Annotated in this window: 20 protein-coding genes; 8 read left to right on the forward strand and 12 right to left on the reverse strand. The window is 67.6% G+C overall.

Annotation, left to right across the window (positions count from 1 at the left end):
* Positions 1-70: 70 nt before the first annotated feature.
* On the reverse strand, positions 71-1000 hold the full coding sequence (locus Q9K23_RS12045) for an ABC transporter permease (protein ID WP_307190362.1): 930 nt from the start codon (positions 998-1000) through the stop codon (positions 71-73).
* Positions 1001-1086: 86 nt separating this feature from the next.
* On the reverse strand, positions 1087-2751 hold the full coding sequence (locus Q9K23_RS12050; RefSeq protein ID WP_020790403.1) for an ABC transporter substrate-binding protein: 1665 nt from the start codon (positions 2749-2751) through the stop codon (positions 1087-1089).
* 121 nt (positions 2752-2872) lie between these two features.
* Here Q9K23_RS12050 and Q9K23_RS12055 point away from each other — a divergent pair, with 121 nt between their 5' ends.
* The 3 genes from Q9K23_RS12055 to Q9K23_RS12065 all read left to right on the forward strand — a co-directional run bounded on the left by Q9K23_RS12055 (position 2873) and on the right by Q9K23_RS12065 (position 6651).
* Positions 2873-4240, forward strand: a complete 1368-nt coding sequence (locus Q9K23_RS12055; protein ID WP_053776169.1) for an LLM class flavin-dependent oxidoreductase — start codon at positions 2873-2875, stop codon at positions 4238-4240.
* On the forward strand, positions 4237-5433 hold the full coding sequence (locus Q9K23_RS12060) for an acyl-CoA dehydrogenase family protein (RefSeq protein WP_305950519.1): 1197 nt from the start codon (positions 4237-4239) through the stop codon (positions 5431-5433). Before Q9K23_RS12055 ends, Q9K23_RS12060 begins: the two co-directional genes overlap by 4 nt.
* A gap of 93 nt (positions 5434-5526) precedes the next feature.
* Positions 5527-6651 carry a protein kinase gene (locus tag Q9K23_RS12065; protein WP_020792598.1) on the forward strand — a complete coding sequence of 375 codons (1125 nt, stop codon included), beginning with the start codon at positions 5527-5529 and terminating at the stop codon, positions 6649-6651.
* A gap of 18 nt (positions 6652-6669) precedes the next feature.
* On the opposite strand, the gene Q9K23_RS12070 is transcribed toward Q9K23_RS12065, so the two are convergent.
* Together Q9K23_RS12070 and Q9K23_RS12075 are read right to left on the reverse strand one after the other, a co-directional pair.
* Positions 6670-8241, reverse strand: a complete 1572-nt coding sequence (locus tag Q9K23_RS12070; protein WP_020792597.1) for an amidohydrolase — start codon at positions 8239-8241, stop codon at positions 6670-6672.
* 33 nt (positions 8242-8274) lie between these two features.
* Positions 8275-9807 (reverse strand): cytosine permease, encoded by a 1533-nt coding sequence (locus Q9K23_RS12075; protein WP_020792601.1) that lies wholly within the window; start codon positions 9805-9807, stop codon positions 8275-8277.
* Positions 9808-9988: 181 nt separating this feature from the next.
* Between Q9K23_RS12075 and Q9K23_RS12080 the strand changes: the two genes are divergently transcribed.
* A complete protein-coding gene (locus tag Q9K23_RS12080; protein ID WP_053776168.1) occupies positions 9989-11515 on the forward strand; it encodes a PucR family transcriptional regulator ligand-binding domain-containing protein in 1527 nt (508 codons plus the stop codon).
* A gap of 90 nt (positions 11516-11605) precedes the next feature.
* Here the strand turns inward: Q9K23_RS12080 and Q9K23_RS25185 are convergent, their stop codons facing one another.
* Together Q9K23_RS25185 and Q9K23_RS25190 are read right to left on the reverse strand one after the other, a co-directional pair.
* A complete protein-coding gene (locus tag Q9K23_RS25185) occupies positions 11606-12103 on the reverse strand; it encodes a transposase (protein WP_160319570.1) in 498 nt (165 codons plus the stop codon).
* Entirely contained in the window at positions 12067-12813 is a 747-nt protein-coding gene (locus Q9K23_RS25190; RefSeq protein WP_348533962.1) for a transposase, read from the reverse strand. The genes Q9K23_RS25185 and Q9K23_RS25190 overlap by 37 nt, the downstream gene beginning before the upstream one ends.
* A 399-nt stretch (positions 12814-13212) precedes the next feature.
* Here Q9K23_RS25190 and Q9K23_RS12090 point away from each other — a divergent pair, with 399 nt between their 5' ends.
* Both Q9K23_RS12090 and Q9K23_RS12095 read left to right on the forward strand, forming a co-directional pair.
* Positions 13213-15084 (forward strand): SulP family inorganic anion transporter, encoded by a 1872-nt coding sequence (locus Q9K23_RS12090; protein ID WP_305950520.1) that lies wholly within the window; start codon positions 13213-13215, stop codon positions 15082-15084.
* 188 nt (positions 15085-15272) lie between these two features.
* A complete protein-coding gene (locus Q9K23_RS12095; protein ID WP_053776163.1) occupies positions 15273-16148 on the forward strand; it encodes a hypothetical protein in 876 nt (291 codons plus the stop codon).
* A 138-nt stretch (positions 16149-16286) separates the two neighbouring features.
* On the opposite strand, the gene Q9K23_RS12100 is transcribed toward Q9K23_RS12095, so the two are convergent.
* Positions 16287-17465: a lipase family protein gene (locus Q9K23_RS12100; protein ID WP_053776164.1), complete on the reverse strand. Its 1179-nt coding sequence runs from the start codon at positions 17463-17465 to the stop codon at positions 16287-16289.
* A 132-nt stretch (positions 17466-17597) separates the two neighbouring features.
* Between Q9K23_RS12100 and Q9K23_RS12105 the strand changes: the two genes are divergently transcribed.
* Together Q9K23_RS12105 and Q9K23_RS12110 are read left to right on the forward strand one after the other, a co-directional pair.
* Positions 17598-18548, forward strand: coding sequence for a histone-like nucleoid-structuring protein Lsr2 (locus Q9K23_RS12105; protein WP_053776156.1), 951 nt, complete (start codon positions 17598-17600; stop codon positions 18546-18548).
* Between the two features lie 58 nt (positions 18549-18606).
* Positions 18607-19215 (forward strand): hypothetical protein, encoded by a 609-nt coding sequence (locus tag Q9K23_RS12110; protein WP_238403809.1) that lies wholly within the window; start codon positions 18607-18609, stop codon positions 19213-19215.
* 84 nt (positions 19216-19299) lie between these two features.
* Here the strand turns inward: Q9K23_RS12110 and Q9K23_RS12115 are convergent, their stop codons facing one another.
* The 5 genes from Q9K23_RS12115 to glnT form a co-directional block, all read right to left on the reverse strand.
* Entirely contained in the window at positions 19300-19986 is a 687-nt protein-coding gene (locus Q9K23_RS12115; RefSeq protein ID WP_053776158.1) for an XRE family transcriptional regulator, read from the reverse strand.
* Positions 19987-20164: 178 nt separating this feature from the next.
* Positions 20165-21517 (reverse strand): FMN-binding glutamate synthase family protein, encoded by a 1353-nt coding sequence (locus Q9K23_RS12120; protein WP_020790101.1) that lies wholly within the window; start codon positions 21515-21517, stop codon positions 20165-20167.
* A 56-nt stretch (positions 21518-21573) separates the two neighbouring features.
* Positions 21574-22311 (reverse strand): GXGXG motif family protein, encoded by a 738-nt coding sequence (locus Q9K23_RS12125; RefSeq protein ID WP_020790105.1) that lies wholly within the window; start codon positions 22309-22311, stop codon positions 21574-21576.
* A complete protein-coding gene (locus tag Q9K23_RS12130; RefSeq protein ID WP_053776159.1) occupies positions 22299-23195 on the reverse strand; it encodes a glutamine amidotransferase in 897 nt (298 codons plus the stop codon). Before Q9K23_RS12130 ends, Q9K23_RS12125 begins: the two co-directional genes overlap by 13 nt.
* A 77-nt stretch (positions 23196-23272) precedes the next feature.
* Positions 23273-24619: a type III glutamate--ammonia ligase gene (gene glnT, locus Q9K23_RS12135; protein WP_020790103.1), complete on the reverse strand. Its 1347-nt coding sequence runs from the start codon at positions 24617-24619 to the stop codon at positions 23273-23275.
* Between the last annotated feature and the right edge of the window lie 67 nt (positions 24620-24686).

Below are 24686 nucleotides of genomic sequence, written 5' to 3' on the forward strand. Positions count from 1 at the left end.
GGCTTCAGCTGGGCGGGATCCGGCTGGGTGCGGTCCGGCGGTGTCGAACCGGACGGTGAGTCGGTGGTGGTCACGGGACCTCGATCCGGGGGTCGATCTTGGTGTACAGGGCATCCACCAACAGATTGGCGATGGTGTAGATGAAGGCGACGAAGATGACGATGCCGCTGACCAGGGGAACGTCCCGGGACGAGGCGGCGGCCACCAGGGTCTGGCCGATCCCGGCCCGGGCGAAGACCGTCTCGGCGATCACCGCACCCGACAGCAGTGCGCCCATCGCCCAACCGGAGACGGTCACCGCGGGGATCACCGAGTGCCGCAGCACATGTCGCGCCCGCACCGACAGGTCGTCGAGACCGCGACTGCGGGCGGTGAGCACGAACGGCTGCTCCAGGGCACGGGCGAACTCGTCGCGGGCGATCTGGCCGAGGAAACCGGCGAGCGGGATCGCCAGGGTCAGTACCGGGAGCACCAGACCCCAGGCACCGGTGCCGCTCTCCACCGGGAACCAGCCCAGGTTGATCGCGAACACGACGAGCAGGATCGACCCGATCCAATACTGCGGCAGACCGGCACTGACCGTCTCGACGACCGAGCCGATCGCACCCCACGGCCCGCGCCGCCCGGCGGTGAGCGTGGTGAGGAACAGCACCAGCAGCCAGGCCACGACGAGCGCACTGACGGTGAGGACCAGGGTGGGACCGATCTGGTCGGCGATCACCTCGCTCACCGGCTGCTGCAACTGATACGAGATGCCGAGATCACCGCGCAGCAGTCCGCCGAGATAGTCGAGGTACTGCCGCCACACGGTCTGGTCGAAGCCGTACTGCGCGTTGACCGGGGCCAGCTCGTCGGGGGTGCGTTCCCGGCTCTGCCCGCTGGAGAGATTGAGCAGCAGGGTGGCACGGTCGCCGGGGGCGTAGACCTGCAGCAGGAAGGTGATGGTGGCCGCGGCCCACAGGACGAACACCGCCGACCCGATCTTGCCCGCCCACCGCACCGCCGTGCGCGAGGGACGCCACGCGGTCCACGATGATCGCGCTGGTTCGGCAGGTGTTGTGCCGCCGATCTTCTCGTCGGTGATGGTCACTTCACAAACCTCGCATCCGCGAACACCGGTTCGCCCTGGGACTTCTCGATCCACACGTCGTGCAGCTTGGGCGACGACGCGATCGAGGTGGTCTGGGTGTAGAGACCGATCGCCAGTGCATCGTCGGCGATCAGCTGCTGTGCATCGGCGTACAGGCGTGTGCGCTGCGCCGGATCCGGTGACGCATTGGCCTGCTCGATCAGACCCTGCAGATGCGGATCGTTGTAGTAGGCGTTGTTGAACGGATTCGGGTTGTCCTCCAGCCGCTGCCGCCAATTGATCAGCAGGAGACCGGGAGTGGGGCTGGTCCAGTAGCCGACGATGGCGTCGTAGGTGTCGGGTTTGGCGTACTGGCCGCCGAAGTAGGCACTCTGGGTGGCCGGCTTCAGTTGCAGATCGAAGCCGACCTCACGCGCCTGTGCGGCCACGTCCTGCAGGATCACCGCACCCTCGGCGCCGACGATCGAATCGGCCGGGTAGACCACGCGGGCGGTCAGTCGCCGGCCGTTGCGGGTGCGGATGCCGTCGGCATCGCGTCCGGTCCACCCCGCCTCGTCGAGCAGCTGGTTCGCCTTGGCCGGGTCATAGGGGAAATCGCCGGCGGACGGGTCGTAGTCGGGGGTGCTCTGGCTCAGCGCACCGTTGGCGTTGTAGGGCACCACCCCGAGATAGGCGGTCTCGACCGCCTTCTTGCGGTCGGCTGAGTAGGCCAGCGCCTGCCGCACCAGCGGATCGTCGAAGGGTGCGTGAGAGGCGTTGAGCGTGATCGCATTCGGGCGTCCCGGCGTGATGTACTGCTCGGTCTGGAACCGGCGGGTGGCATCCGCCCAGTTGATCGCGGGCACGTTGTAGATCACGTCCGACGATCCGCTGGTCAGCGACCCGTAGCGCAGGACCGGGTCCTTGAGGAATTTCCAGATGACCTTGTCGACGTAGGCCGGTCCCTGGTGCCGGGCATTGGCCGGGGCCGAGTTGTAGTTGTCGTTGCGCTCGAAGGTGATGGAGCGGTTGCGATCCCAGCGGACGATCTTGAACGGTCCGGAGCCGATGGGCTGTTCGCAGTTGGCCTTGGCCCCACGGGCCAGCGCCGCCGGCGACTGGATTCCGAAGTAGCCCTGGGTCAGCACGGTCAGCAGCGGATCGTACGGCGACTTCAGGTGCATCCGGTAGGTCAGCGGATCCACGGCTTCGTCGGACTCGAAGTACGGGCCGATGTAGGCGGCGACCGTGCCGTTGGGCGCCTCCGGATTCAGGTAGGCGGCGAAGGTCGTCTTGACCGCCGCAGCGTCGAGATCGGTTCCGTCGGTGAACTTCACACCGGGCTTGAGGTGGAAGGTGTAGGTACGCCGATCCGGCGAGATGTCCCACGAGGTGGCCAGCCACGGGACCACCTTGCCCGAGTCGTCCAGGGACACGAGATTGTCGAGGTACTGGCGCGCCAGGTAGGCGTTCTGCACCCAGCCGCCGTGGATGCACGGTGGTTCCTGCTCGTGTCCGTACTCGATGACGCCACCGGAGAGATACTCCCCCTCGGCGGGTGGGACGCCGGTGGACCGGCCGTCGCCGGTCTGCGGGCCGCTGCAGGCGGCGAGGACAACACACGCTGCCAGCCCCAGGGCCGGCAGCAGGCGCGTCCGCAGTGTGCGGACAGGACGGATCACGAGGACTCCTTGCTCGGTGGACCGGCCAAAGCTAGAGGCAGATGACCGCCGGGCACATCGCTTGCCGTCAAGCTGATTTCAAGGGGGTGGCGGCGGTGCACCGCATCGTAGCCTCGAGCGCATGCCCGCACCCTTGAGATTTTCCGCCTTCGTGATGAACACGACCTCGCACATCCTGCATGGTGCGTGGCGTGCGCCGGAGGCCCGACAGACCGACTTCAATTCACTGGATCACTGGATCGGCTTGGCAAAGACGTTGGAGGAGGCGAAGTTCGACTTCATCTTCTTCGCCGACGTGGTGGGACTCTACGACGACTACCAGGGCGACTGGAAGAAGTTCGTCGACTCGGGACTGCAGATCCCGTCCAATGATCCCCTCGTCCTGGCCTCGGCCCTCGCCTCGCACACCGAGAATCTCGGGATCGCCATCACCAGCTCCATCCTGCAGGAGCATCCGTTCGACTTCGCGCGCAAGATCTCCACCCTCGACCACGCATCGAACGGCCGGGTGGCGTGGAACATCGTCACCAGCCTGTCGGGCAACGCGTGGCGCAACTTCGGCTACGAGGGAATCACCGGTCACGACGACCGCTATGCCTGGGCCGACGAGTACGTCGACGTGGTCTACAAGCTGTGGGAGGGCTCCTGGGACGAGGAAGCCCTTTTGCAGGACAAGACATCCGGACTGCACGCCGACTTCAGCAAGGTGCACAAGATCAACCACGTCGGACAGCGCTACTCGGTGGAAGGCCCGCACCTGGTGTCGCCGTCGCCGCAGCGCACCCCGGTGCTGTTCCAGGCAGGATCGTCGCAGACCGGCCGACGGTTCGCCGCCCGCAACGCCGAGGCCCAGTTCATCGTGTCACCGTCACCGGACGCCGCCCGTGGCCTGATCGACGACACCCGGCGGCTGGCCGCCGAGGCGGGCCGCGACCCCCAGGACATCCAGTTCTACCAAGGACTGTCGTTCGTCGTCGGCAGCACCGAGGAGGAGGCGCAGCGCAAGGCACGCGAACTCGACGAGCTGATCGATCCGTCGACGATCATCGCGCACTCGGCCGGCGGCATCGGCATCGACCTGGGCTTCTACGATCTGGACACCCCGATCGGCAAGATCGAGACCGAGGGTAGCCAGAGCCTGGGGATCTGGCTGCGCGAGGCGGTGCCCGACCGCGAACCCACCGTGCGCGATCTGGCCCAGTTACGCAGTCGCAGTGGACGTGTCGTGGGTACCCCAGAGCAGATCGCCGACACCCTGGCACAGTGGCGCGATGCCGGCGTCGGGGGGATCAACGTGATCAATGCGACCATCCCCGGCAGCTATGTCGAGTTCGCCGAGCAGGTGCTGCCGGTGCTTCGGGAACGTGGTCTGGCACAGCAGGATTACGCCGAGGGCAGCGCCCGCAAGAAGCTGACCGGCCGGGACCGTCTCCCGGAGAGCCATCCAGCCGCCCGCTACCGCGGCGCATTCGCGGAGGTGCCGGCATGACCGTTGCCACCCGCGTGGTCGCCGACCGCGGCACCGTCCTCGACGAGATCGCCGCCGAGTCGGCCGTCCGCGAACGTGCCGGACAGGATCCGGCCGAACAGGTGGAACTGTTGCGGTCGGCCGGGCTCACCGCACTGACCCTCGACACCGAACACGGTGGGGGCGGCGCGGATCCGGTGGAACTGCTGGACTTCGTGATCGACCTGGCCCGTGCCGATCCGATCACCGCCCACATCCTGCGCGCACACTTCTGGTTCGTCGAACAGATCCGCCGGCTCCCCGACGGCCCGGTGCGGCAACGATGGAGTGCAGAGATCGCTGCGGGCAAGATCTTCGGCAATGCCAGCAGCGAACGCACCGGAACCGCAGGCAGTTTCGAGCTGAGTTCGCGTCTGACACCCGTCGGCGACGGCTGGGTGCTGACCGGGGAGAAGTTCTACTCCACCGGCACCGCATTCTCCGACTACGTTGCCGCACAGGCGATCATCGATGACGGAACCGGCAGGGTCGCCCGGGTGATCGTTCCCGTCGACCGGCCGGGTGTGACGGTGGTCGACGACTGGGACGGTATCGGCCAGCACCGCACCGGGACCGGCTCGACCACGTTCACCGATGTCGCGGTCTCCGACGACGAGATCCTGGCGATCCTCGATCCGTCGTCGGAACTCCCGATCGCCAACGACGCCCCACTGCTGCAACTGTTCCTGCAGGCCCTGATCACCGGCATCCTGTTCTCGGTGGCCGACGACGCGGCCACCCTGCTGCGCTCGCGGACGCGGAGTTTTGCCCACGCCCCCGACCCGTCGCCGCGGCACGACCCGATCCTGCTGGCCACCGTCGGTGAGATCGATGCGGCGGCACATGTGGCCCGGGCCGCGGTCCTCGCCGCCGGCGCCGACATCGAGGCGGCAACCCTCGCCGCCCGACGCGGCGAGATCGATCCCGAGCTGTTCGACCGGGCCGCCGTCGCCGCGGCCCGGGTGAAGGTGCACGTCGACCGGGTGGCCCTGCCCGCGGCGTCGTCGTTGTTCGAGGCCGGCGGCGCGTCGTCGGCGAGCCGGGCCCGCAACCTGGACCGGCACTGGCGCAACATCCGCACCATCACCCTGCACAACCCGACATCGTACAAGGCGGTGGCCGTCGGGGACCTGCTGGTCAACGGCAACCCGCTGCCGCGCAACGGCTACTTCTGAGCGCTGCCCACCGCAGCCCCCCGACCCCGACGAATCCGTGCGGTGGTGAGCCATCACCGCACGGACGTCGGTGGCGGGGTCTAGCGTGTACCCGTGACGTCAGCTCCACCACGTCTGCGGCTCGGTCAGATCATCACCGGTGACACCGGCCACCGCTATCGCATCGACCAACGCCTCGGCTCCGGCGGGTACGGCGCGCTCTACCGTGCGTCGCGGCTGGCGCGCGCGAGCGACCGGTCGCTGCGCACCGTGTGCGTCAAGGTCTGCGCCAGCGCCGCCGACTGGCACGGTGAGGCCCACATGGGCAATCTGCTGGCCGGGCAACCGGAGGTGGTCCGGATGCTCGACGCCTTCGCCTTCGCCGCCGGCTCCCGCGGGACCACCCGGTATGCGATCGTCACCGAATACCTGCGCGAGGGCACCGTCGCCGACCGTATCGCCGACGACGCCTGGCGCGGATGGTCGGCGACGACGGTACGCCGCGAGATCCAGCGCCTGCTCGGTGTGCTCCGGCTGATGCACGCGGCCGGGGTCACCCATCGGGACATCAAGCCCGACAATGTGTTCCTGCGCGACGGGCACCTGGTGCTCGGCGACTTCGGGATCGCCAAGCACTCGCTGAGCCCCAAGAACTCCCCCGTCGACGCCTACACCCCGGCCTACACCCCCACCGATATGGAGCACCGCAGGCACTGGGCGACGTGGCTCGACATCTACCAGGTGGGATTGCTCGCCTGCACTCTCCTGACCGGCCAGGACTGGACCAACGACGACGTCTCCCGCATCCGGTCCCTACCCGCTCCGGAGGATCTGCGGTGCTGGATCTGGCATGCCACCGCGGGCAAGGGACTGCGCTACGTCGACGGCACCCAGGCCCTGACCGCGCTCGTCGATCTGCGGTCGGTGGACATGGGGCCCAAACGGGGGCCGGTCGCGTTGACCGGCCATCACGTGGTGGTGACCGGCCGCTTCGACACCGGCACCCAACGCGAACTGCACCACCTCATCGAGGGGGCCGGCGGGACGATGGGCTCCACCGTCACCGACGAGACCACCGTGCTGGTGCGGGGCGCGGCCCCAGACGGCGCCACGGGTGGCGTCGGCGAAGGCCGCATCCTGTTCGCCGTACACGAGCGTAAACGCCGTGGCCAGCAGATCCATGTGATCGACGAGACGCGTCTGTGCAAGCTGGTGGGTCTGGTGTCGGTGTCCCGGTGAGACACCGACACCGCACGCTCAGTTGACCCAGCACTCCCCTCTGCCGCTGTAGCGGTCGACGGCGGTGTCGCGCGCCATGGTGGTGGCGTACTGCCGCTCGAAGGCCGGCAGCAGCGCGCGGTTGCGGGTTTCGAGCTCGTCCTGCCAGGCGCGGATCTGCGGACCCCGCTCCTGCAGCTCGGCGAGCACGGCCTGCTCGTCGACAGTGGTGATCACCCCGTCGTCCAGGACGATCCGGCCGTCGACGACGACGGTCCGGATCGACGATCCGTTCTCGGAGTACACGAGGTGGTATTCGGGACGGTTGCGCGGGGTGAACGAGAGGGTGGTCATGTCGTAGAACACCAGATCGGCACGCTTGCCGACCTCGATGCTGCCGACCGTGTCACCCAGACGCGCCGAGCGGGCCCCGCCGAGGGTGCCCGCGGTGAGCACCTCCTGCGCGGTGGGCCAGCGGCGGTGGTCGGGACCGGTCACCTTGTGCAGCAGGGCGGCGGTCTTGACCACCTCGGACATCCGTGCGGTGTCCGAACTCGACATACCGTCGGTGCCGAGCCCGACAGTGATCCCCTTGTCCATGTACTTGCGCCACGGCGCGATCCCCGAGCCGAGTTTGAGATTGGAGATCGGGTTGTGCGAGACCGACGCCCCGGCGCCGGCGATCACGTCGAGATCATCGTCGGTGAGCCAGATCCCGTGGGCCATGGTGACATGCTCGTCGAGTACGCCGAGGGACTGCAGGTGCCCGACCATCGTCTTGCCGAACCTCTCCTCGGCGGTGACCGCCTGGGTTCGGGTCTCGAGCACGTGGATATGGAATTCGAGGTCGAACTCGCGAGCGAGTTCGCTTGTGCCGACCAGCATCTCGGGGGTACATCGTTGCGGCGCCGAGGGGCCCACCATGAAGCGCAGCCGCCCGTCCCCGAAGTCGGCGTAGCGGGTGGCTGCCGCACGGGCGAACGCCAGGTAGTCGTCGGTGCCGGTGACGGCGAGCGCGTCGAGCTCGCGACGCAGCTCCGGCTCGAGCGTGTCCCGCAGGAACGGGAAGTGATCGATGAACGGGACATCCATCACGTGCCCGGAGATGTTGGCGCGGATGCCGATCTCGTCATAGGCATCGAACACCGCGGCGAGCTGACCCTCCGACTGCCCGGGGATCTCCAGGACGTCGTCGACCAGGGTGGTGACACCGTTGCGCAGCGACTCGAGTGCCACCAGCTGGGAACGCAACCGGATGAGATCGGGGGAGATCGGCTCCAGGCCGAGCACCGGATAGGACAGCAGCATCCAGTGTTCGAGCGGGAGGTTGTCGAGCCGCGCCCGGTACAGCGCCTCCCAGGAATGCGTGTGCGCGTTGACATATCCGGGTGTCACCAGCCGATCCCGACCCTCGATGAGGGTCTCGTCCGGACCGATGACGAGGTCGGTGCCGATCTCGGTGATCTGGCCACCACGGACCCGGATCGACCGGGTGATCGGGGTGGCCCCGTGGACGTCGTCCATGGTGAGCACGGTGGCGTTGCGGATGAACAGATTTCGGCCGTCGGGGTTGAGGGCAGAGGGTTTCTGGGTGGTGGATGCGTGGGTCATCGTCGTCGTCCCTTCGGAGGCTCGGAAAGGTGGTCAGCGGGCCGCGAGCCGGGTGCGGCCGAATTCCAGTGCGGCATAGGCGAATGCGGCGGTGATTCCGCCGGCCAGCCAGGACAGGTCCAGCCCGCCGAGGGCCTTCGCTCCGGGGCCCTGCAGGATCGACAGCGTGCCGTACATGAAGATCCAAGTGCTCAGGACGCCGATCGCGAGGGCGATCAGAGCGGTCGGCCGGACCATCGGGATACGACGTTCCGCCGGTGCCGCGAACAGGTCTGCGGCGTTCACGGATTGACGTGCCACATAGAACCAGTGCACGAGAACCACCGCGGCCCAAGGGGTCACCCAGCCGACGATGGCGACCAGCCAGGTGTCGATGATGGTTGCGAAATCGCTGTTGAGGACGAAGAACACCACCACGGCCATGGCCACGACGCCGATCAGGACGTTGAGGATGCGACGGTCGATCCGGATGTCGAGGGCCTGGGTGGACACGGTGCAGGTGTAGATGTTGAGGATGTTGGTGGCCAGCGGACCGTGCACGACCAACAGCAGAACCGGGATGGCAAGGGCGCCATAGGCGTCGACGATGATCTGACCCGGGTCCCCAGAGGTGCTCAGCGTGGCCAGGGTGGCGCCGAGGGCACCGAGCCAGATGACCGGGATGAACTGACCGAGCGCGCTGGCCAGGAACAACTTCCGGGACGGGACATCACGCGAGACGAATCGGGAGTAGTCACCCGCGTAGCCGAGCCAGGTCAGTCCCCACCCGATTCCGATCGCCGTCATCACGGTGGTGATCGCACCCCAGTGCGCGGAGGTACCCAGCGACGGGTCGGTGGCGTGGCCCCAGTCGACGTCGAGTCCGATCCAGGCGACACCGGTCATCACCATGAGGATCGCAACGGTGGGTGGGACGGTCCAGCGTTCGAAGGTGGAGATGACGCGGTAGCCGAACCACGCGATGGTGACCTGAGTGATCATGATCACCGCGGCGACCAGGATGCGGGCGCCGTTGTTGGTGCCGCCCGCGTCGATGATGCCGATGCGGCCGAGCAGGGCCATCACCAGGTCGAGCACGATCCACGTGTTCACCGCACACCAGCCCATGCACACCACGGCCTGGACGGCGGCCGGCAGGTAGGCACCGCGACGGCCGAACACGGCGCGTGACAACACCATTCCGGTGACCCCGGTGCGCTGCCCGATGACCACGAACAGGCCGAACAGCGCCATGCCGATGGCGTTGCCCGCCACGAGCACGGCGATGGTCTCCCAGAGGCCGAGCCCCATGCCCACGCCGAGCGCACCCAGAACCCAGTTGATCGGTGCGATGTTGGCGCCCGCCCAGATCCAGAACTGTCCACGCAGGTCATGGGTCTTGGCCGACTCGGGGATGAGTTCGAGCTCGGCCTCGTGGTCGCCGTGGTCGGGGCCGGCGGTGTGATCCGGTCGGGGTCGGGTGTCGGATTCGCCACCGGCACGGGTGACGGTGTCGAGATCAGTGGTGTCGCCGGTGACCACTGCAGAGCGCTTCACCACCGATCGGAGTGCGGCAAGTGAGGTCATGATGGGGGTTCCTGTCGGGAAGGGAGGTCCAGTGGGATCGGCGCGCCTTTGCGCTCCCATCAATCATCACGGCGCGAACTCCCGGGGACTATGTACATAATGTCTGTGACTGATCGATGAGTGTCGACGATGTGCTCATCACGTCCGACCGTGCTCAACCCACACCGGCCTGCGAGACCAGATGAGCGATCTTTCCGACACCACCGGTGGTCTGACCCTGCGTGACGCGCTCGACGATCCCGCGCTCGCCGCCGCCCGGCCGACCGTTCTCGCCGGGTGGAACGCACTGGGCACCCCGCTGCGCTGGGTGCACACCAGCGAGGTGCTCGACGTGGCCGACCTGCTCTCCGGCGGTGAGTTGGTGTTGGTGGCCGGGGTACTCCTCGGTGACGCCGACGAGGCCGCGATGCGCGCCTATCTCGATTCGCTCGCCGACGTGGGGGCCGCCGGCCTGGCCGTCGAAGGACCGCGCCTCGGCGGTGTTCCACAGCCGCTCGTCCACCAGGCCGCCGCCCGCGGCTTCCCACTCATCGAGCTCGGTGAGGTGGTGCGCTTCGTCGACGTCACCCATGCGATCAACAGCCGACTGGTCGCGGCCCAGGTGCGCGAACTCCAGGCCAACGACCAGGTCACCCATGCACTCGCCGGAATCCTTGCCGCCCAAGGCGATATCGCATCGATGGTGGAGGCGCTGTCGGTGTTGACCGGATGCTCGGTGACGGTGCGCTCGATGGCCGGGGCGGTGATCGCCGAGACCGCCGTCGCCGACGCCCGTCCCCGCGGCTACGCACGTGTGGCGCCGATCGACTCGGCCGGCGTGACCGTCGCCACCCTGGAGCTCACCCCCCGCGCGGGCGTCGATCTCCACCTCATCGAGGCCGCCTGCCGACGCGCCCCGGAACCGCTCGCCCTGGCACTGCTCCGCGGACAACCGCTCACACGGTCGGATCAGCATGTGCGCGAGATCTTCCGGCTGCTCGCCGTCGGCGCAGACCGAGACAATCGCCGACGCCCCGAGGACGTTCTCGCCGCCCAGGTCGCCACCGCCGGGCTGGGTATCGACGGCCCCGGCCTGTTCGTCGGCGTGGTGGCCATCTCCGTGAGTGGCACACTGCACACGGTGGAACTGTCAGAGGCGTTGCGCCGCAACGGGAACAGTGTGCTGTCGGAGATCCGGGACGGCGCCCACCGCTCGATCGTGCGGATACCGATCCGCGGTTCGACCCCGACCGGCGGTGACGTGGTCGACCTCCTCACCTCGTCGGCCCTGCCCGGGGACCTGCGGATCGGGGTCACCGAACCGGCCCCGGACATCCTCTCGCTGGCCCCGTCGATGGCGACGGCCCGCACAGCAGCGGGGTCGGCGTCGGCGCGCGTGTACGTCGTCCGGGCCCGCGATGTGGTGGTGGCGCACCTGCTCGACGATCTCGACGCCGCCGCCGTCGGCGAATTCTGTACAGAGGTGCTCGGTCCGCTGTTGGACTCCGACCGCGCCGACGAACTCCTCCTGACCCTGGTCATGTTGCACCGCTGTGGTTCTCGGGTGGCCGCCGCGCAGACCCTGAACATCCACCGTCAGACCATGTACCAACGACTCGACCGGATCGGCGTCATCCTCGGTGGGCTGCCCGACGAAGCCACCGGCGCCCGCGGCGCACTGATCGTCGCCGCCGAACTGGAACTGGTGCGACGCGGCATCGCTCCCTGACGTCGGCGGGTGGTTGCGTCGACGACTTCGGCCCACCGAGGTTTCGACACGCCCCGTCGCTCCGCTCCTCATCGGCTCATCGCTCCTATGTCAAGCGGCTGCTCCTGGAACCAGGATTTCGGTGTGCGAACGAGCAGCATGATCGGTGACCAGACGATGAAAAATCGTGCGCACGAGTCGCCGTTTCAGGCAACGCATCGCCTCACGAGACTTCTTACCCTCGGCACGCTTCTTCGCGTAATAGGCATGCCCGAGACTGTCAGGCATACGAGACTGGGTCAACGCAATCCGATGGACCGCCGCATTGAGTTGCCTATTCCCCGAACGCGTCAACCGATGCCTACCAGCCGACTTACCCGACCACACCGGTACCGGAGCGATCCCGGCATGCCGAGCGAACTGAGCCTCGGTACCGAAACGCGAAATACCGGCCGACTCGCCAAGCAACTTCGCCGCACTGAGGATCCCGCAACCAGGCAACGCCACCAGCGACGGCACCGCCACCGCAACCAACGCCGACAACTGCTTGTACACCTCGTTGATCTCCACGGTCAACGCCGCGATCGCAGCCACCTCTTTGATCGCCAACAGCACATCGACAGCGCCGCGTCACAGGTCTGCAACCAGGCTGCGAGGAGTTTCTGATGCTTCGCCCGGTTCAAACCCCCCTTCTTCACTTCGTGTTCGGGATCGATCGCATGCACCCGCCACAACACCCGATTGATCTTCGAAGTCCGTTCGTGGACAAGCGATTCCCGATAATCGGTGAGTGCTTTCACCGTGTAGCTGACCTCGTCGTGCGAGGCGATCGGAAGGTTGGGTTCACGGGCAGCGGCCCGGGCGACGGCCAGAGCATCGATCGGATCGGACTTACCTGGTTGACGGCCGGTCTTGCGGTGTTCGGCCATCAGATGCGGAGCCACCCGCACCACTTTCTGGTTCGCGGTCAGCAGGTCACGTTCGAGGAGCGCCGACATATTGCGGCAGTCCTCGATCGCCCACACCAAGTCGGTACCCAACTTCGCATGGGCCCACCGCAGAGCGGTCTGGTGACCGGTCGTGGTGGCGGGCACCGTCACGGTACCCAGTTGTCTGCCGGCGGTATCGACCGCGACGAATGTGTGTGAGCGCTTGTGTACATCGGCGCCAACGATGATCATGGAAGATGCCTTCCTGTCGAACGGAATGGTGACAGTCGGGCCGGCCGGTAGGACATATCTCAGTGGGGGCGGTTGCCACGCTCCTATCAAGTCACATCCGGTCGGTCCGTCCACCCGGGCATCGGCAGAATGAGCCATGACCAATCCCCAACAAGTGTCGGGAACGGTCAACCAGCAACAGAGCCAGATGCCCGGTGGACTGAACACAACCACCAACTTGGTGGCCCCACAAGAGTGACACTGAAACCAGCAACAACCACCCGACGGTCGAGCCGGGACCGAGCCCCACAGGGCGAGGACCCGAGTCGAGACCCAGCAACCCCAACAATGCCCGCAACCACCCCCGAAGTCCTCACCCACCAGCCCCGACCAACCGAGGTTTCGACACGCCCCGTCGCTCCGCTCCTCATCGGCTCAACCAGCAATCGCTGGCCACGCCTCGTCGCTCCGCTCCTCGTCGGCTCAACCAGCAATCGGCTCGACCCGCAATCGGCGCATCCGAAGTCGAGGCGGGGCGGGAAGGCGAATAATCGCCTCATGAGCACACCGGCCGGTCTCGCCCGATTGCTGCCCGGACTCGACGTCGTCCGCCGCTATGACCGCACATGGTTGCGCGGAGATCTGGTGGCCGGGGTGGTACTGACCGCACTGCTCATCCCGGCGGGCATGGGCTATGCGGAGGTCGCCGGACTGCCGCCGGTCACCGGCCTGTACGCGACGGTCGTACCGTTGATCGCCTACGCCATCGTCGGGCCGTCGCGCATCCTGGTGCTGGGCCCCGATTCTTCACTGGCACCGATCATCGCCGCCGCGATCATCCCGCTCGCCGCGGTGCCGGGTGAACGCATCGCGCTGGCCGGAATCCTCGCCATCGAGGTGGGTCTGGTGCTCGTCATCGGCGCGCTGCTGCGGCTCGGGTTCGTCACCGACCTGCTGTCCAAACCCATCCGGATCGGCTATCTCAACGGCATCGCCCTGGTCGTGTTGCTCGGCCAGCTGCCCAAGCTGCTGGGCTTCGGCACGAGCGGAGACTCGGTGATCGAGGAGGCCGGGGAGATCGTCCGCGGCATCCTCCACGGCGATGTGGAGTGGTTGTCGACGACCATCGGCGTGGCCTGTCTGGCGGTGATCTACGGGTTCAGACGCTGGTACCGGACCATCCCGGGCGTGCTGGTGGCGGTGGTGGGGTCGATCGTGGTGGTCGCCGCCTGCGGCTGGGCCGATCGGCTGCCGGTGGTCGGCGCCATGCCCCGCGGGTTGCCGACACCGCAGCTCGGTGGCGTGACCTGGCACGACGCGGTGTCGCTGATCGGCCCGGCGGTGGGCATCGCGCTGATCGCCTTCACCGACACCAGCGTGCTGTCGCGGACCTTCGCCGCGCGGTCGGGAACCAGCGTGGACGGTAGCCAGGAGATGGGCGCGGTGGGCGTGGCCAACATCGCGGGGGGCGTGCTCGGCGGATTCCCGATCTCGGCGTCGTCGTCGCGGACACCGGTCGCCGAACAGGCCGGGGCCCGGACACAGCTCGCCCCGCTCGTCGGCGCAGTGCTGATCGTCGTGTTCATCCTGGTGGCGCCCGGGGTGACGGCGTATCTGCCATCGGCGGCGCTGGCCGCGGTGGTGATCTCCGCAGCGATGGCGTTGGTGGACGTGCGCGGGATCGTCGCCCTGTTCCGGATCAACCGGGTGGAGGGAGCGCTGAGCATCGCGGCCTTCCTTGGGGTGGCGTTGATCGGAGTGCTGCAGGGCATCGTCGTCGCGATCGCGCTCTCGCTGGTGGCCTTCGTCAATCTCGCCTGGCGCCCGTACCGGACCGAACTCGGGCTGGTGCCGGGCGTGCGCGGTTACCACGACCTCACCCGTCATCCGCAGGCCGCGCGCATTCCCGGGGTGGTGATCGTGCGATTCGACGCACCACTGTTCTTCGCCAACGGCGGCATGTTCGACGACTTCGTCCGATCGACCGTGCGCGCCGCGATCTCCGACGGACACACGGTGGAGACCGTGGTGCTGGCCAGCGAACCGATCACCGAGATCGATGCGACCGCCGTCGACGAGTTGGTGGAGCTCGACGACTGGTTGCGCGCCCATGACATCGAGCTGCTGTTCGCCGAGATGAAGGGGCCGGTCCGCGATCAACTGGCCCGGTACCGGCTGACCGTCGATGGGAAACCACGCTTCGACGACTCCCATTTCGCGCCGACGACGGGAGCGCGGATCGACGAGATCACCGGCCATCTGCGCACCGACATCGACGGCGCGAACCCGATCAACGAGATCGAGCGCCCGGTCAACGACAACGAGCGCCCAGTCAACGAGAACGAGCGCCCAGTCAACGAGAACAAGCGCCCAGTCAACGAGAACAAGCGCCCAGTCAACGAGAACAAGCGCCCGGTCAACGAGATCTAGGGCCCAGTCAACGAGAACGAGGGCCCGATCGACGGGTGAACCGGACAGGCGGGTCTGCGACCAGCGGGATCGTCGGCGATTCGACCGTCCTATGAACGGGGGGTTTACCGCGAGCGCCATCGCATCTGGATCGGCCCGGACGTAATGTCTGCCCACAGACAGTTGCTACACCCGGGGAGGGAGTGACCATGGGCGACTTCGACATCGACACGGCCCTGGCCGATGCCTGGGGCGACTACCGACATCATCTCGGCGGTCTGCTGAGCGTCCTGGCGATCGGCGATCACTACGTCGTCGCGCACACCTCGGAGATCCCCGAGGTCAGGCACGTGCGGATCGGGTTCACCGTCACCGGCGCCCACCGCGTGCGCGCCACGATCAGTGGGGCCGACCTGACCGCCACCCCCGGCGCCCCGGCAACCCTGGCCCGCGGACTGCGCCTGCTCGGCTGGCGGCGTCTACGCGACGGCAGCCACATCAGCGAGGTGGGACGGCGGCGCATCGACGATCTCGCCTCCCGTGCGGTGGCGACCTTCCGCGAGATCTGGGGTGTGGTGCATCCGGTGTTCCTCGACGGCCCCGATCCGGGCCCGCGCGAACCCGTCCTCCAATGGACGAGGCTGCCGCACGACCATCGGGAGCTGCGGACACTGGTGATCGATTCGCTCGAGTCGATGGCCGGGGAACCCCTGGTGGTGGACGACGACGGCGACATCCCCCTGCCGACCGGCGAGGTCCGCTCGTGGTTGCGGGTGATGCCCGACCGTCCGACCCTGGAGTTCTTCGGCACCATCGTCCCCGAGGTCCGCGACGTCGGGGCGGCCTACGAGTTCGTCGCCACCCGATCCGTCGAGTACACCGGGATCAAACTGCTGGTCCACGGCACGTGCGTGGTGGCGGTGCTGACCGTCGAGGTGACCGCCTTCTCCCGGCACAACATGGCCGTGGGTCTCGGACAGTGGCTGCAGTTCGTCGCCGACGTCCGGCCCGAGATCCTGGCCGAGCTCACCGAGACCCTGCCGCCACGCTCACCGAAGCCGCTCCCTCCACACCGCAAGCCGTGACCGGCCGGCCCGAGGGTGCCGATGCGGACCACCCGGTGACATCGGGCCCCACAACCACCTGACCCTCTCACACGACGATGCCGGTGACTCCCCTACGGGAATCACCGGCATCGTCGCTTCGGTCGGAACCGATTCAGGTCAGTGCGACCACTTCAGATCGTTCGCCCAGGCCCGGGCGGCCTCCTCGGCGTAGGCCCCGAGACCGTGCGACGCCTGGTACTCGCGGTAGTCGACGCGACCACCGGAGGCACGCACACCGTCGACCCATGCGGTGGTCAGCGGAGCGGGTGCGACCAGGTCGAACAGTCCCTGCTGGATCAGCATCGGGGCGCGGTATCCGGAATCGGGCACCTTCACGACACCCTGCACGGCGTCGAGCAGCGGGCCCTCCGACAGCGGCTTGTTCACCAGCTGACCGACGGTCAGACCCTTGGTGGCGCGACCCTGATTCGGGTAGCACAGCGTCTGTGCGTCGTTGACGACCTTCTTGCCCAGCGGCGTCAGGTAGGAGTCGACGTCGATGTCGGGGCGGGCGACCTTGGTACCGGCCAGGATGTAGGAGACATAGGTGACGTAGTCGGGCACCTCCACCGGCGGCATGCCGGGGGCGACCGCGGACAGCAGGCGTGAGGTGTCGACCGGCAGCGACTGCGCGGCGATGCCGACGTTGGTGAGTTCCGGGGCATAGGTCGGGGCGAGGTGTCCGGCCCACACGGCGGTCTGGCCGCCCTGCGATCCGCCCGAGGTCAGGTACTCGGTACCCGCGGTCTGATCGGTGTACTGCGGGATCACGGTGCGGGCGGCGCGAACCGCGTCGATCATGTTCTTGCCCTGCATCTCACCGTCGGCGTAGGCGTGCACGCCGGGCCCACCGATGCCGGCGTACTCGGTGGACACCAGGACGTAGCCGTCCTTCAGCCACGGACCGAACCAGTCGTCCCAGCGGCCCTTGCCGTCGATCTTGGTACCCATGCGGTCGGTGACGGTGCACTCGTCACCGAGCCCGGAGGTGCCATGACCCCAGGCGTGGATCCGCAGGGGACCGCCGCGCGTGTTGCGCTCGGGGACCGAGATGGTGGCGCGCACCGGGACCAGCTCACCCTGGGAGTCCTCGGACAGATAGGTCACCGCGATGACGCGACCGGCACCGGCGATGCGCGTGTTCGGTTCGTTCGTGATGTCCTTGGACTCGACGACGCTGCCTGCTCCCTGCTGCGACGTCAGCCGAGGCGCTGCGGATGCCGGAGGTGTCCCGAGGAAGACCCCGGTCACCAGGGCGACGACCCCGAACACGACCGTGATCGCCACAGTCCTCATCAATGCACGCACGAAGATCGCACTCCCTTCGATCAACCGAACAACACTCGCGATTTAGGCTAGCCTAAACGATTCTTTCGGTCGCGCCGGAAGGTGGTCACCGTCCTGCCGATACGGCACCCTTGGAGGATCATGTCCGATGAGCTGCTGATCGCACGCAATCCGGAGGCGGATTCGTCGCTTCCCTATCTCATCCGGCTGCCGCTGGGTGCGGACGGAATCGTGCTCAAGACCCGCGACACCTGGCCGCGCACGGCCAAGGTCTACTGCCACCGGGTACAGCAGTGGCCCGCCGACGCGGAGATCATCGAACGCGTGCCGGTGCGATCGATCAGCCGACGCGGGGCGGCGATCGACCTGGTCCTCGACCGTGCGCGGGAGAACCGGTCGCAGTTCGTCCTGACCCAGGCGCGGGGCCGGGAGATGGTGTTCTGGCAGTCGCGGCGTACCGCCAAGCAGGCCCGGCCGAATGTGGTGACCCCCAAGGCCCGGGCGCACGGTCACGTGGTGGAGATCGTCGTCGACACCCGGGAGCGCTACGCCTACAAGTTCTCCGCACAGCAGGCGTCGGTCACCACACGGGCCCTGCCGGTGGGTGACTATGCGGTCTTCGACGACGAGACCCTGATCGCGACGGCCGAGCGCAAGAGCATCGAGGACCTCTCGAGCAGCCTGTTGTCGGGGAAGCTCACCTATCTGCTCGCCGACCTCGCCCGGCAGCCGCGGGCGGCGGTCGTGGTGGACTCCGGGTATTCCGCACTGTTCAAGCTGGAGCACGTGTCGGCGTCGGCGGTGGCCGACGCCGTCGCCGAGGCGCAGGCCCGCTTCCCCGCGGTACCGATCGTGTTCTGCGAGACGCGGCCCCTCGCGCAGGAGTGGTTGTACCGCTGGTTCGGGGCATGTCTGGACGAGCATCGGCTGACCACGGCGGCCGATGCCGCCCCCACTGCGCTGACCGATCACGATCCGCCCGCACCGGCGGTGGTCCGGGCATGGGCCCGGGAGGCCGGCTACACCATGTCCGACCGTGGCCGGATTCCGGCCGAGGTGCTGACTGCGTATCTGTCGGCCGAACGACGGTGACACCGGTCACGGGCTACATTGAGGCGATCACGTCGTCATCGACCTCCCGGGGGAGACCATGAACTCGCCGTATCCGCAGGGCCAGAATCCCCATGCCGCACCGCAATTCGGGCAACAACCGCAATACGGGCAGCCGCAACCTCAACAGCCCCAGCCCCACCCCGGACAGCCTCAGCCGGCACAGCCTCCCTATGGGCAACCCCAGTACGCGCAACCCCAGTACGCGCAACCCCAGTACGGTCAGCCCCAGTACGGGCAGGCACAGCCCGGCGCGCAGGGACAGGGAGTGGCGATCACGACCCAGTTCTTCCCGCTGATGTGGATCCTGTTCTTCATCAAACCCAAGATCGTCGTCGACGGTCACGAGTTGCCCTCGGCGGTGTGGGGCCGCAACCAGATCCCGCTCACCCCGGGGCAGCACCATCTGCACGTGTACGTGCCGTACTTCCTGCCGCCGAAGATCGGTAAGGCCGATCTGCCGATCCTGGTGCAGCCGAATCAGCCCGTCGAGCTCCAGTACCGCGCTCCCCTATGGGCATTCAGCGGTGGATCGCTCGGCCCGGGACCGCAGCCGTACAAGGGCCTCGGCGCGATGATCGGTATCACCGCCGTGGTCGTCGTCCTGATGCTGCTGGTCATCCTGCTGCCGTTGCTGGCCGCCGCCTGAGCGACGGACATCCGGACCGACCACAATCCGGAAGGACTGCCGCCGGCGCGGTGACGACCCGCTCGGTCGGCGCGAAAGAGCGGTTCAGACCGCCGAATCCGGGAAGGCGATCACCGAGAGGAACCGGCACGGCATCTCCAGTAGGGCCACCGGTCCGTGCGGCCCCTCACCGTCGAGCTGCATGGCGTCGCCCGGGGCGAGCCGATACACGGTGCGGCTGTGCGCGTACTCCATTACGCCGGAGAGCATGTAGATGAACTCGGTGCCCGGATGCTGGAACAGCGGCTGGGTGACCGAGTCCTCGGTGAGGGTGACCAACAGGCACTCGAGCCGTTTGTGCTCGCCGCGCAGCGATCCGAGCAGCTCGTAGTCGTGTCCCTCCTTGGATCCGGCACGCACGATCCGCGCGCCCTCCCCCGACTTGACGTAGACCGCCGAGCGTTCGACGTCGGCACCCCGGAACAGTGAGGTCACCGAGACGTCGAAGGCGGTCGCCAGACGGGCGAGAGTGCTGAGACTGCACGAGGTCTGGGCGTTCTCGATCTTCGACAGCATCGCCTTGGAGATGCCGACGCGGGCGGCCATGTCACCCACGGTGAGCCCCTCCTGGAGGCGCAGCCGGCGGACATTGGTGGCGATCGCGGTCTCGAGTTCGAGTTCTTCGACGGACTGATCGGACGGACGATCCCGGGCGATACCCGACTGATTGCGGATCAGCGCATCGTCGTTCACGTGTCCCGTGGTCGCGTGTGAGACCGGCGTGTCCTCCATCGAGCCAGCATAACGGGAAACATCGTCCACTGTCGGGAACCGGGGCAGTGCTCCGACGGCACCGGCCACCCGTTGCCCACCGTGCAGTGCACACATGGTGTACCCACCCCCTCCCGGGGTATCGCGAATCCGCCACTCCGCTTGTTGGAGTGGCGGATTCGCAAGCGTGTCGGCTATCTCAGAAACCGGTTCCGGTACCCGGAATCCACCCGGTGCCGGCGAGCGGGACACGAGCCATCGCGGCGGCCTCCATCGAGATGGCGACGAGGTCCTCCGGCTCGAGGTGCTGCAGGTGGGCCTTGCCGCAGGCCCGGGCGATGGTCTGGGCCTCCATGGTGGTGACCCGCAGGAAGTTGGCCAGCCGACGGCCGCCCTCGACCGGGTCGAATCGCGCCGACAGCTCGGGATCCTGGGTGGAGATACCCGCCGGATCGCGACCGTCCTGGAAATCGTCGTAGTAGCCTGCCGCCGAACCGAGCTTCTCGTAGTCGGCGGCGTAGCGAGGATCGTTGTCGCCCAAGGCGATCAGCGCAGCGGTACCGATCGCGACGGCATCGGCGCCCAGCGCCATGGCCTTGGCGACATCGGCACCGTTGCGGATGCCGCCGGACACGATCAGCTGCACACCGTCACGGCCACCCTTGCGGTGCACACCGAGTTCCTCGAGGGCCTGCACGGCCTGCGGGATGGCGGCCAGCGTCGGGATACCGACGTGCTCGATGAAGACCTCCTGGGTGGCCGCGGTGCCACCCTGCATGCCGTCCACCACCACGACGTCGGCGCCGGAGTGCACGGCCAGCTTCACGTCGTAGTAGGTCCGCGAGGCACCGACCTTGACATAGATCGGCTTCTCCCAGTCGGTGATCTCGCGCAGCTCGTTGATCTTGATGGCGAGATCGTCCGGACCGGTCCAGTCGGGGTGACGGCAGGCCGACCGCTGGTCGATGCCCTCCGGCAGGGTACGCATACCCGCGACGCGCTCGGAGATCTTCTGGCCCAACAGCATTCCACCGCCGCCGGGCTTGGCGCCCTGACCGAGGACCACCTCGATGGCGTCGGCCTTGCGCAGGTCGTCGGGGTTCATGCCGTAGCGGGACGGCAGGTACTGGTAGACGAGGTGCTTGGACTGGCCACGCTCCTCCGGCGTCATACCGCCGTCGCCGGTGGTGGTGGAGGTGCCCACCTCCGACGCGCCGCGACCCAGGGCCTCCTTGGCACCGGCCGAGAGCGCACCGAAGCTCATCCCGGCGATGGTCACCGGGGACTCGAGATGCAACGGGTACTTGGCATTCCGGCCACCGAGGACGACGTCGGTGTCGCAGCGCTCACGGTAGCCCTCGAGCGGGTACCGCGACATCGAGGCACCCAGGAACAGCAGGTCGTCGAAATGTGGGAGCTTACGCTTGGCACCCCAACCCCGGATGTCGTAGATGCCGGTCTCGGCGGCCCGCTGGATGGCCGCGATGGTGGTGCGGTCGAAGGTCGCGGACTCACGCAGTCCGCGCTGCTCGAGGGAGCGGTTGTCGGTCATGGTTCTCTCCGGGATCGGGGTGGTGTGTGGTTGCAGCGCAGCGGTTGTCGGCCGGGTCAGTACGCCGACGAGTTGTCGCTGTGGAAGTGGTACAGCGTGCGCGCCGAACCGTAACGGGTGTAGGAGGCGGGATCGTCGTCCTTGAAGCCGGCGGCCTTGAGCAGACCGGCGAGCTCCTCGAGATGCTCGGGCTTCATCGGCTTGGCGATGCAGTCGGCACCGAGGGAGCCGACCTCACCGCGGACGTAGAGGCGGGTCTCGTAGATCGAATCACCCAGGCCCTGACCGGCATCCCCACGGATCACCATGCGCCCGGCCTGCGCCATGAACGCGCTGTTGTGTCCGACGTTGCCGCCGACGACGATGTCGACGCCCTTCATCGAGATGCCGCAGCGCGCAGCCGCATCGCCCTCGATGACCAACAGACCGCCGTGTGCGGTGGCGCCCGCGGACTGCGAGGCATTGCCCTTGACCACCACGGTGCCGCTCATCATGTTCTCCGCGACACCGGTGCCGGCATTGCCGTTGATGGTGACCTCGGCCTGCTGGTTCATGCCGGCGGCGTAGTAGCCGACGTGGCCCTCGATGGTGATCTTGACCGGGGCGTTGACGCCGGCGGCCACACTGTGCGCACCGGCCGGGTTGACGATCTCGACCTCACCCGAGATGTCGGAGTGCAGAGCCGAATTCACCTCCCGCAACGACATGGTCGCCAGATCGAAGGTCGTGCTCAGCGTGTCGGTGCTCAACGTGTCGGTGTTGTTCGGCGTGACGGTGTTGTTCAGCGTGTCCATGCGTAGACCACCTCGGGTTCCGGTTCCCAGATACGGGCATTCTCGACGCCCGGCAGATGTGCCAGGGCACGGTATTCACTGGCCATCGCGACCCAGTCGGCGGTCTCGGCGATCACGGCCGGCTTGCAGGCGATGGCGTCGCGGACCACCGCGAAGGAGTCGCGGTTGGAGACGACGAGGGTGTAGAAGCCGTCGAAGGTGGCGCACACCTCTTTGAGTGCGGTCTCGACGTCACGGCCCTGGGCGAGCTGATGGGCGACGAAGCGGGCACCCACCTCGGTGTCGTTCTCGGAGTCGAATTCCACTCCCTGCGCACGCAGTTCGCGGCGGATGGTGGCGTGGTTGGAGAACGACCCGTTGTGCACCAGGCACTGCTCGGGGCCGACCGCGTAGGGATGCGCACCGGCCGGGGTGACCGCGGACTCGGTGGCCATGCGGGTGTGGCCCACACCCTGCCAGCCCGACGCCGACGCCAGATCCCAGGACGCGGCCAGATCACGCGGTGCGCCAACACCTTTCAGGACGGTGAGGTCGTTACCGAAACCGGCGACCAGGGCCGTCGGGTAGGTGGTGCGAGCGGCGGCCAGCAGGTCGTCGGTGGCGACATCGGCCGATACCACCAGGGTGTTGTCGACGTACTGCGCGGCGACCGGCGCACCCACGACGGCACCGAGTGCGGTGGCCGCGGCGGCGGGGTCGACGTCGAGTTCGAGCAGGCTGACGCAGGTATGGCCCGCGGGCGCCCAGGTGGGGTTGCCGTACACGGCGATACCCGCCGAATCGGCTCCGCGGTCCTGCATCTCACCGAGCATCCCGGAGAGCAGTTCCCCGAGCCGGGGATACAGATCGGGGTTGCGCAGGTGCAACCCGACGATTCCGCACATGGTGTGGCCCTTTCTCGTGAAAGTTGTTGGTTCTCGCCGACCCGGAGGCCGGCGGTCGAAAGGTGGTCAGGGAGTGGTCAGAAGGCGGTCAGGTACTGGTCGACCTCCCAGGAGGAGACCGCGGAGTGCCAGGAGAAGAACTCCTCGCGCTTGAGCTTGGCGAAGTACGCCGAGACCGTCTCCTTCTCGGCATCCCAGTCGGCGGGCAGGGCCGCGTCGAGCGTCGCGGTGATCACCGGGTCGGCGTCGAGGGCGTCCACCGCGTGCAGCAGCGTCAGCGGCAGCGCCGAGATGTGCTCGGGGCAGCTACCCAGCGCACCGGGGTCGAGGCTGCGCTTGATGCCGTCGAGGCCGGCGCCGAGTGCCGCGGCGATCGCGAGATAGGGGTTGGCCGAGCCGTCACCGCCGCGCAACTCCACCCGCTGGTCGTCGGGGATGCGCACGTAGTGGGTGCGGTCGTTGCCGCCGTAGGTGGGCACACGCGGCGCCCACGACGCCCCCGACCTGGTGGCGGTGGCGCCGGTTCGCTTGTAGGAGTTGACCGTCGGGGCCATCACCGACTGCAGTGCGGGGGCGTGTTCGAGAACACCTGCGACGAAGCCGTAGGCCACGTCGGACAGGCCGAGGCCGCGGGTGTCGTCGAATGCGGTGGGGAAGACCGGCTGGCCGTTGGAGGTCAGCGACAGGTGCAGGTGCAGACCGGACCCGGTGCGCTCGGCGAACGGCTTGGGCATGAACGTGGCGATCATGCCGCGCTCGGCGGCGAAGGTGGACAGCAGGTAGCGCAGGGTGACGACCCGGTCGGCGGTGGTCAGGGCGTCGGAGTAGGCGAAGTTCTGCTCGAACTGGCCGTTGCCGTCCTCGTGATCGTTGGCGTAGTTGGACCAGCCGAGCTGGTTCATCGCCGTCGACACCGACGTCAGGTGGTCATACATCCGGGTCAGGCCGCGTACGTCGTAACAGGGACGATCGGAGTCGTCGTTGGCATCGGCGGTGATCAGCGACCCGTCGGCCTCCCGCTTGAGCAGGAAGTACTCGACCTCGGCACCCACCCACGGCTCGAAGCCGGCACTGTCGGCCTGTGCGATCAGGGCCTTGAGGATGTTGCGCGGGGCGAACGGCCACGGCTTGCCCTCGACGTGCGGATCGCAGTGGACGATCGCCAGGCCTTCCTTGATGAAGGGCACCGGCAGGAACGACGACGGATCCGGGATGGCCATCAGGTCGGGATCCTTGGGCTCCTGACCGATCGCACCCACCGCATAGCCCGCGAAACCCACACCGTCGGTGGAGAGTTCGTCGACGGCCTCGACGGGGACGAGCTTGGCGCAGGGCTTGCCGCGCAGGTCGACGAACATGGCGAGGATGAACTTGGTACCGGTCTTGGCGCACAGCTCGGCGAGATCGTGCGAGGTGTCAGTCATGGCGTTCTCCGGGGGTGGTGTGCGAGCTCAGTATGTCTACTCGGGTGATCCGTTGTCCACTTGTAGT

This window comes from Gordonia sp. NB41Y (genome assembly GCF_030718915.1).
GTDB lineage: Bacteria > Actinomycetota > Actinomycetes > Mycobacteriales > Mycobacteriaceae > Gordonia > Gordonia desulfuricans.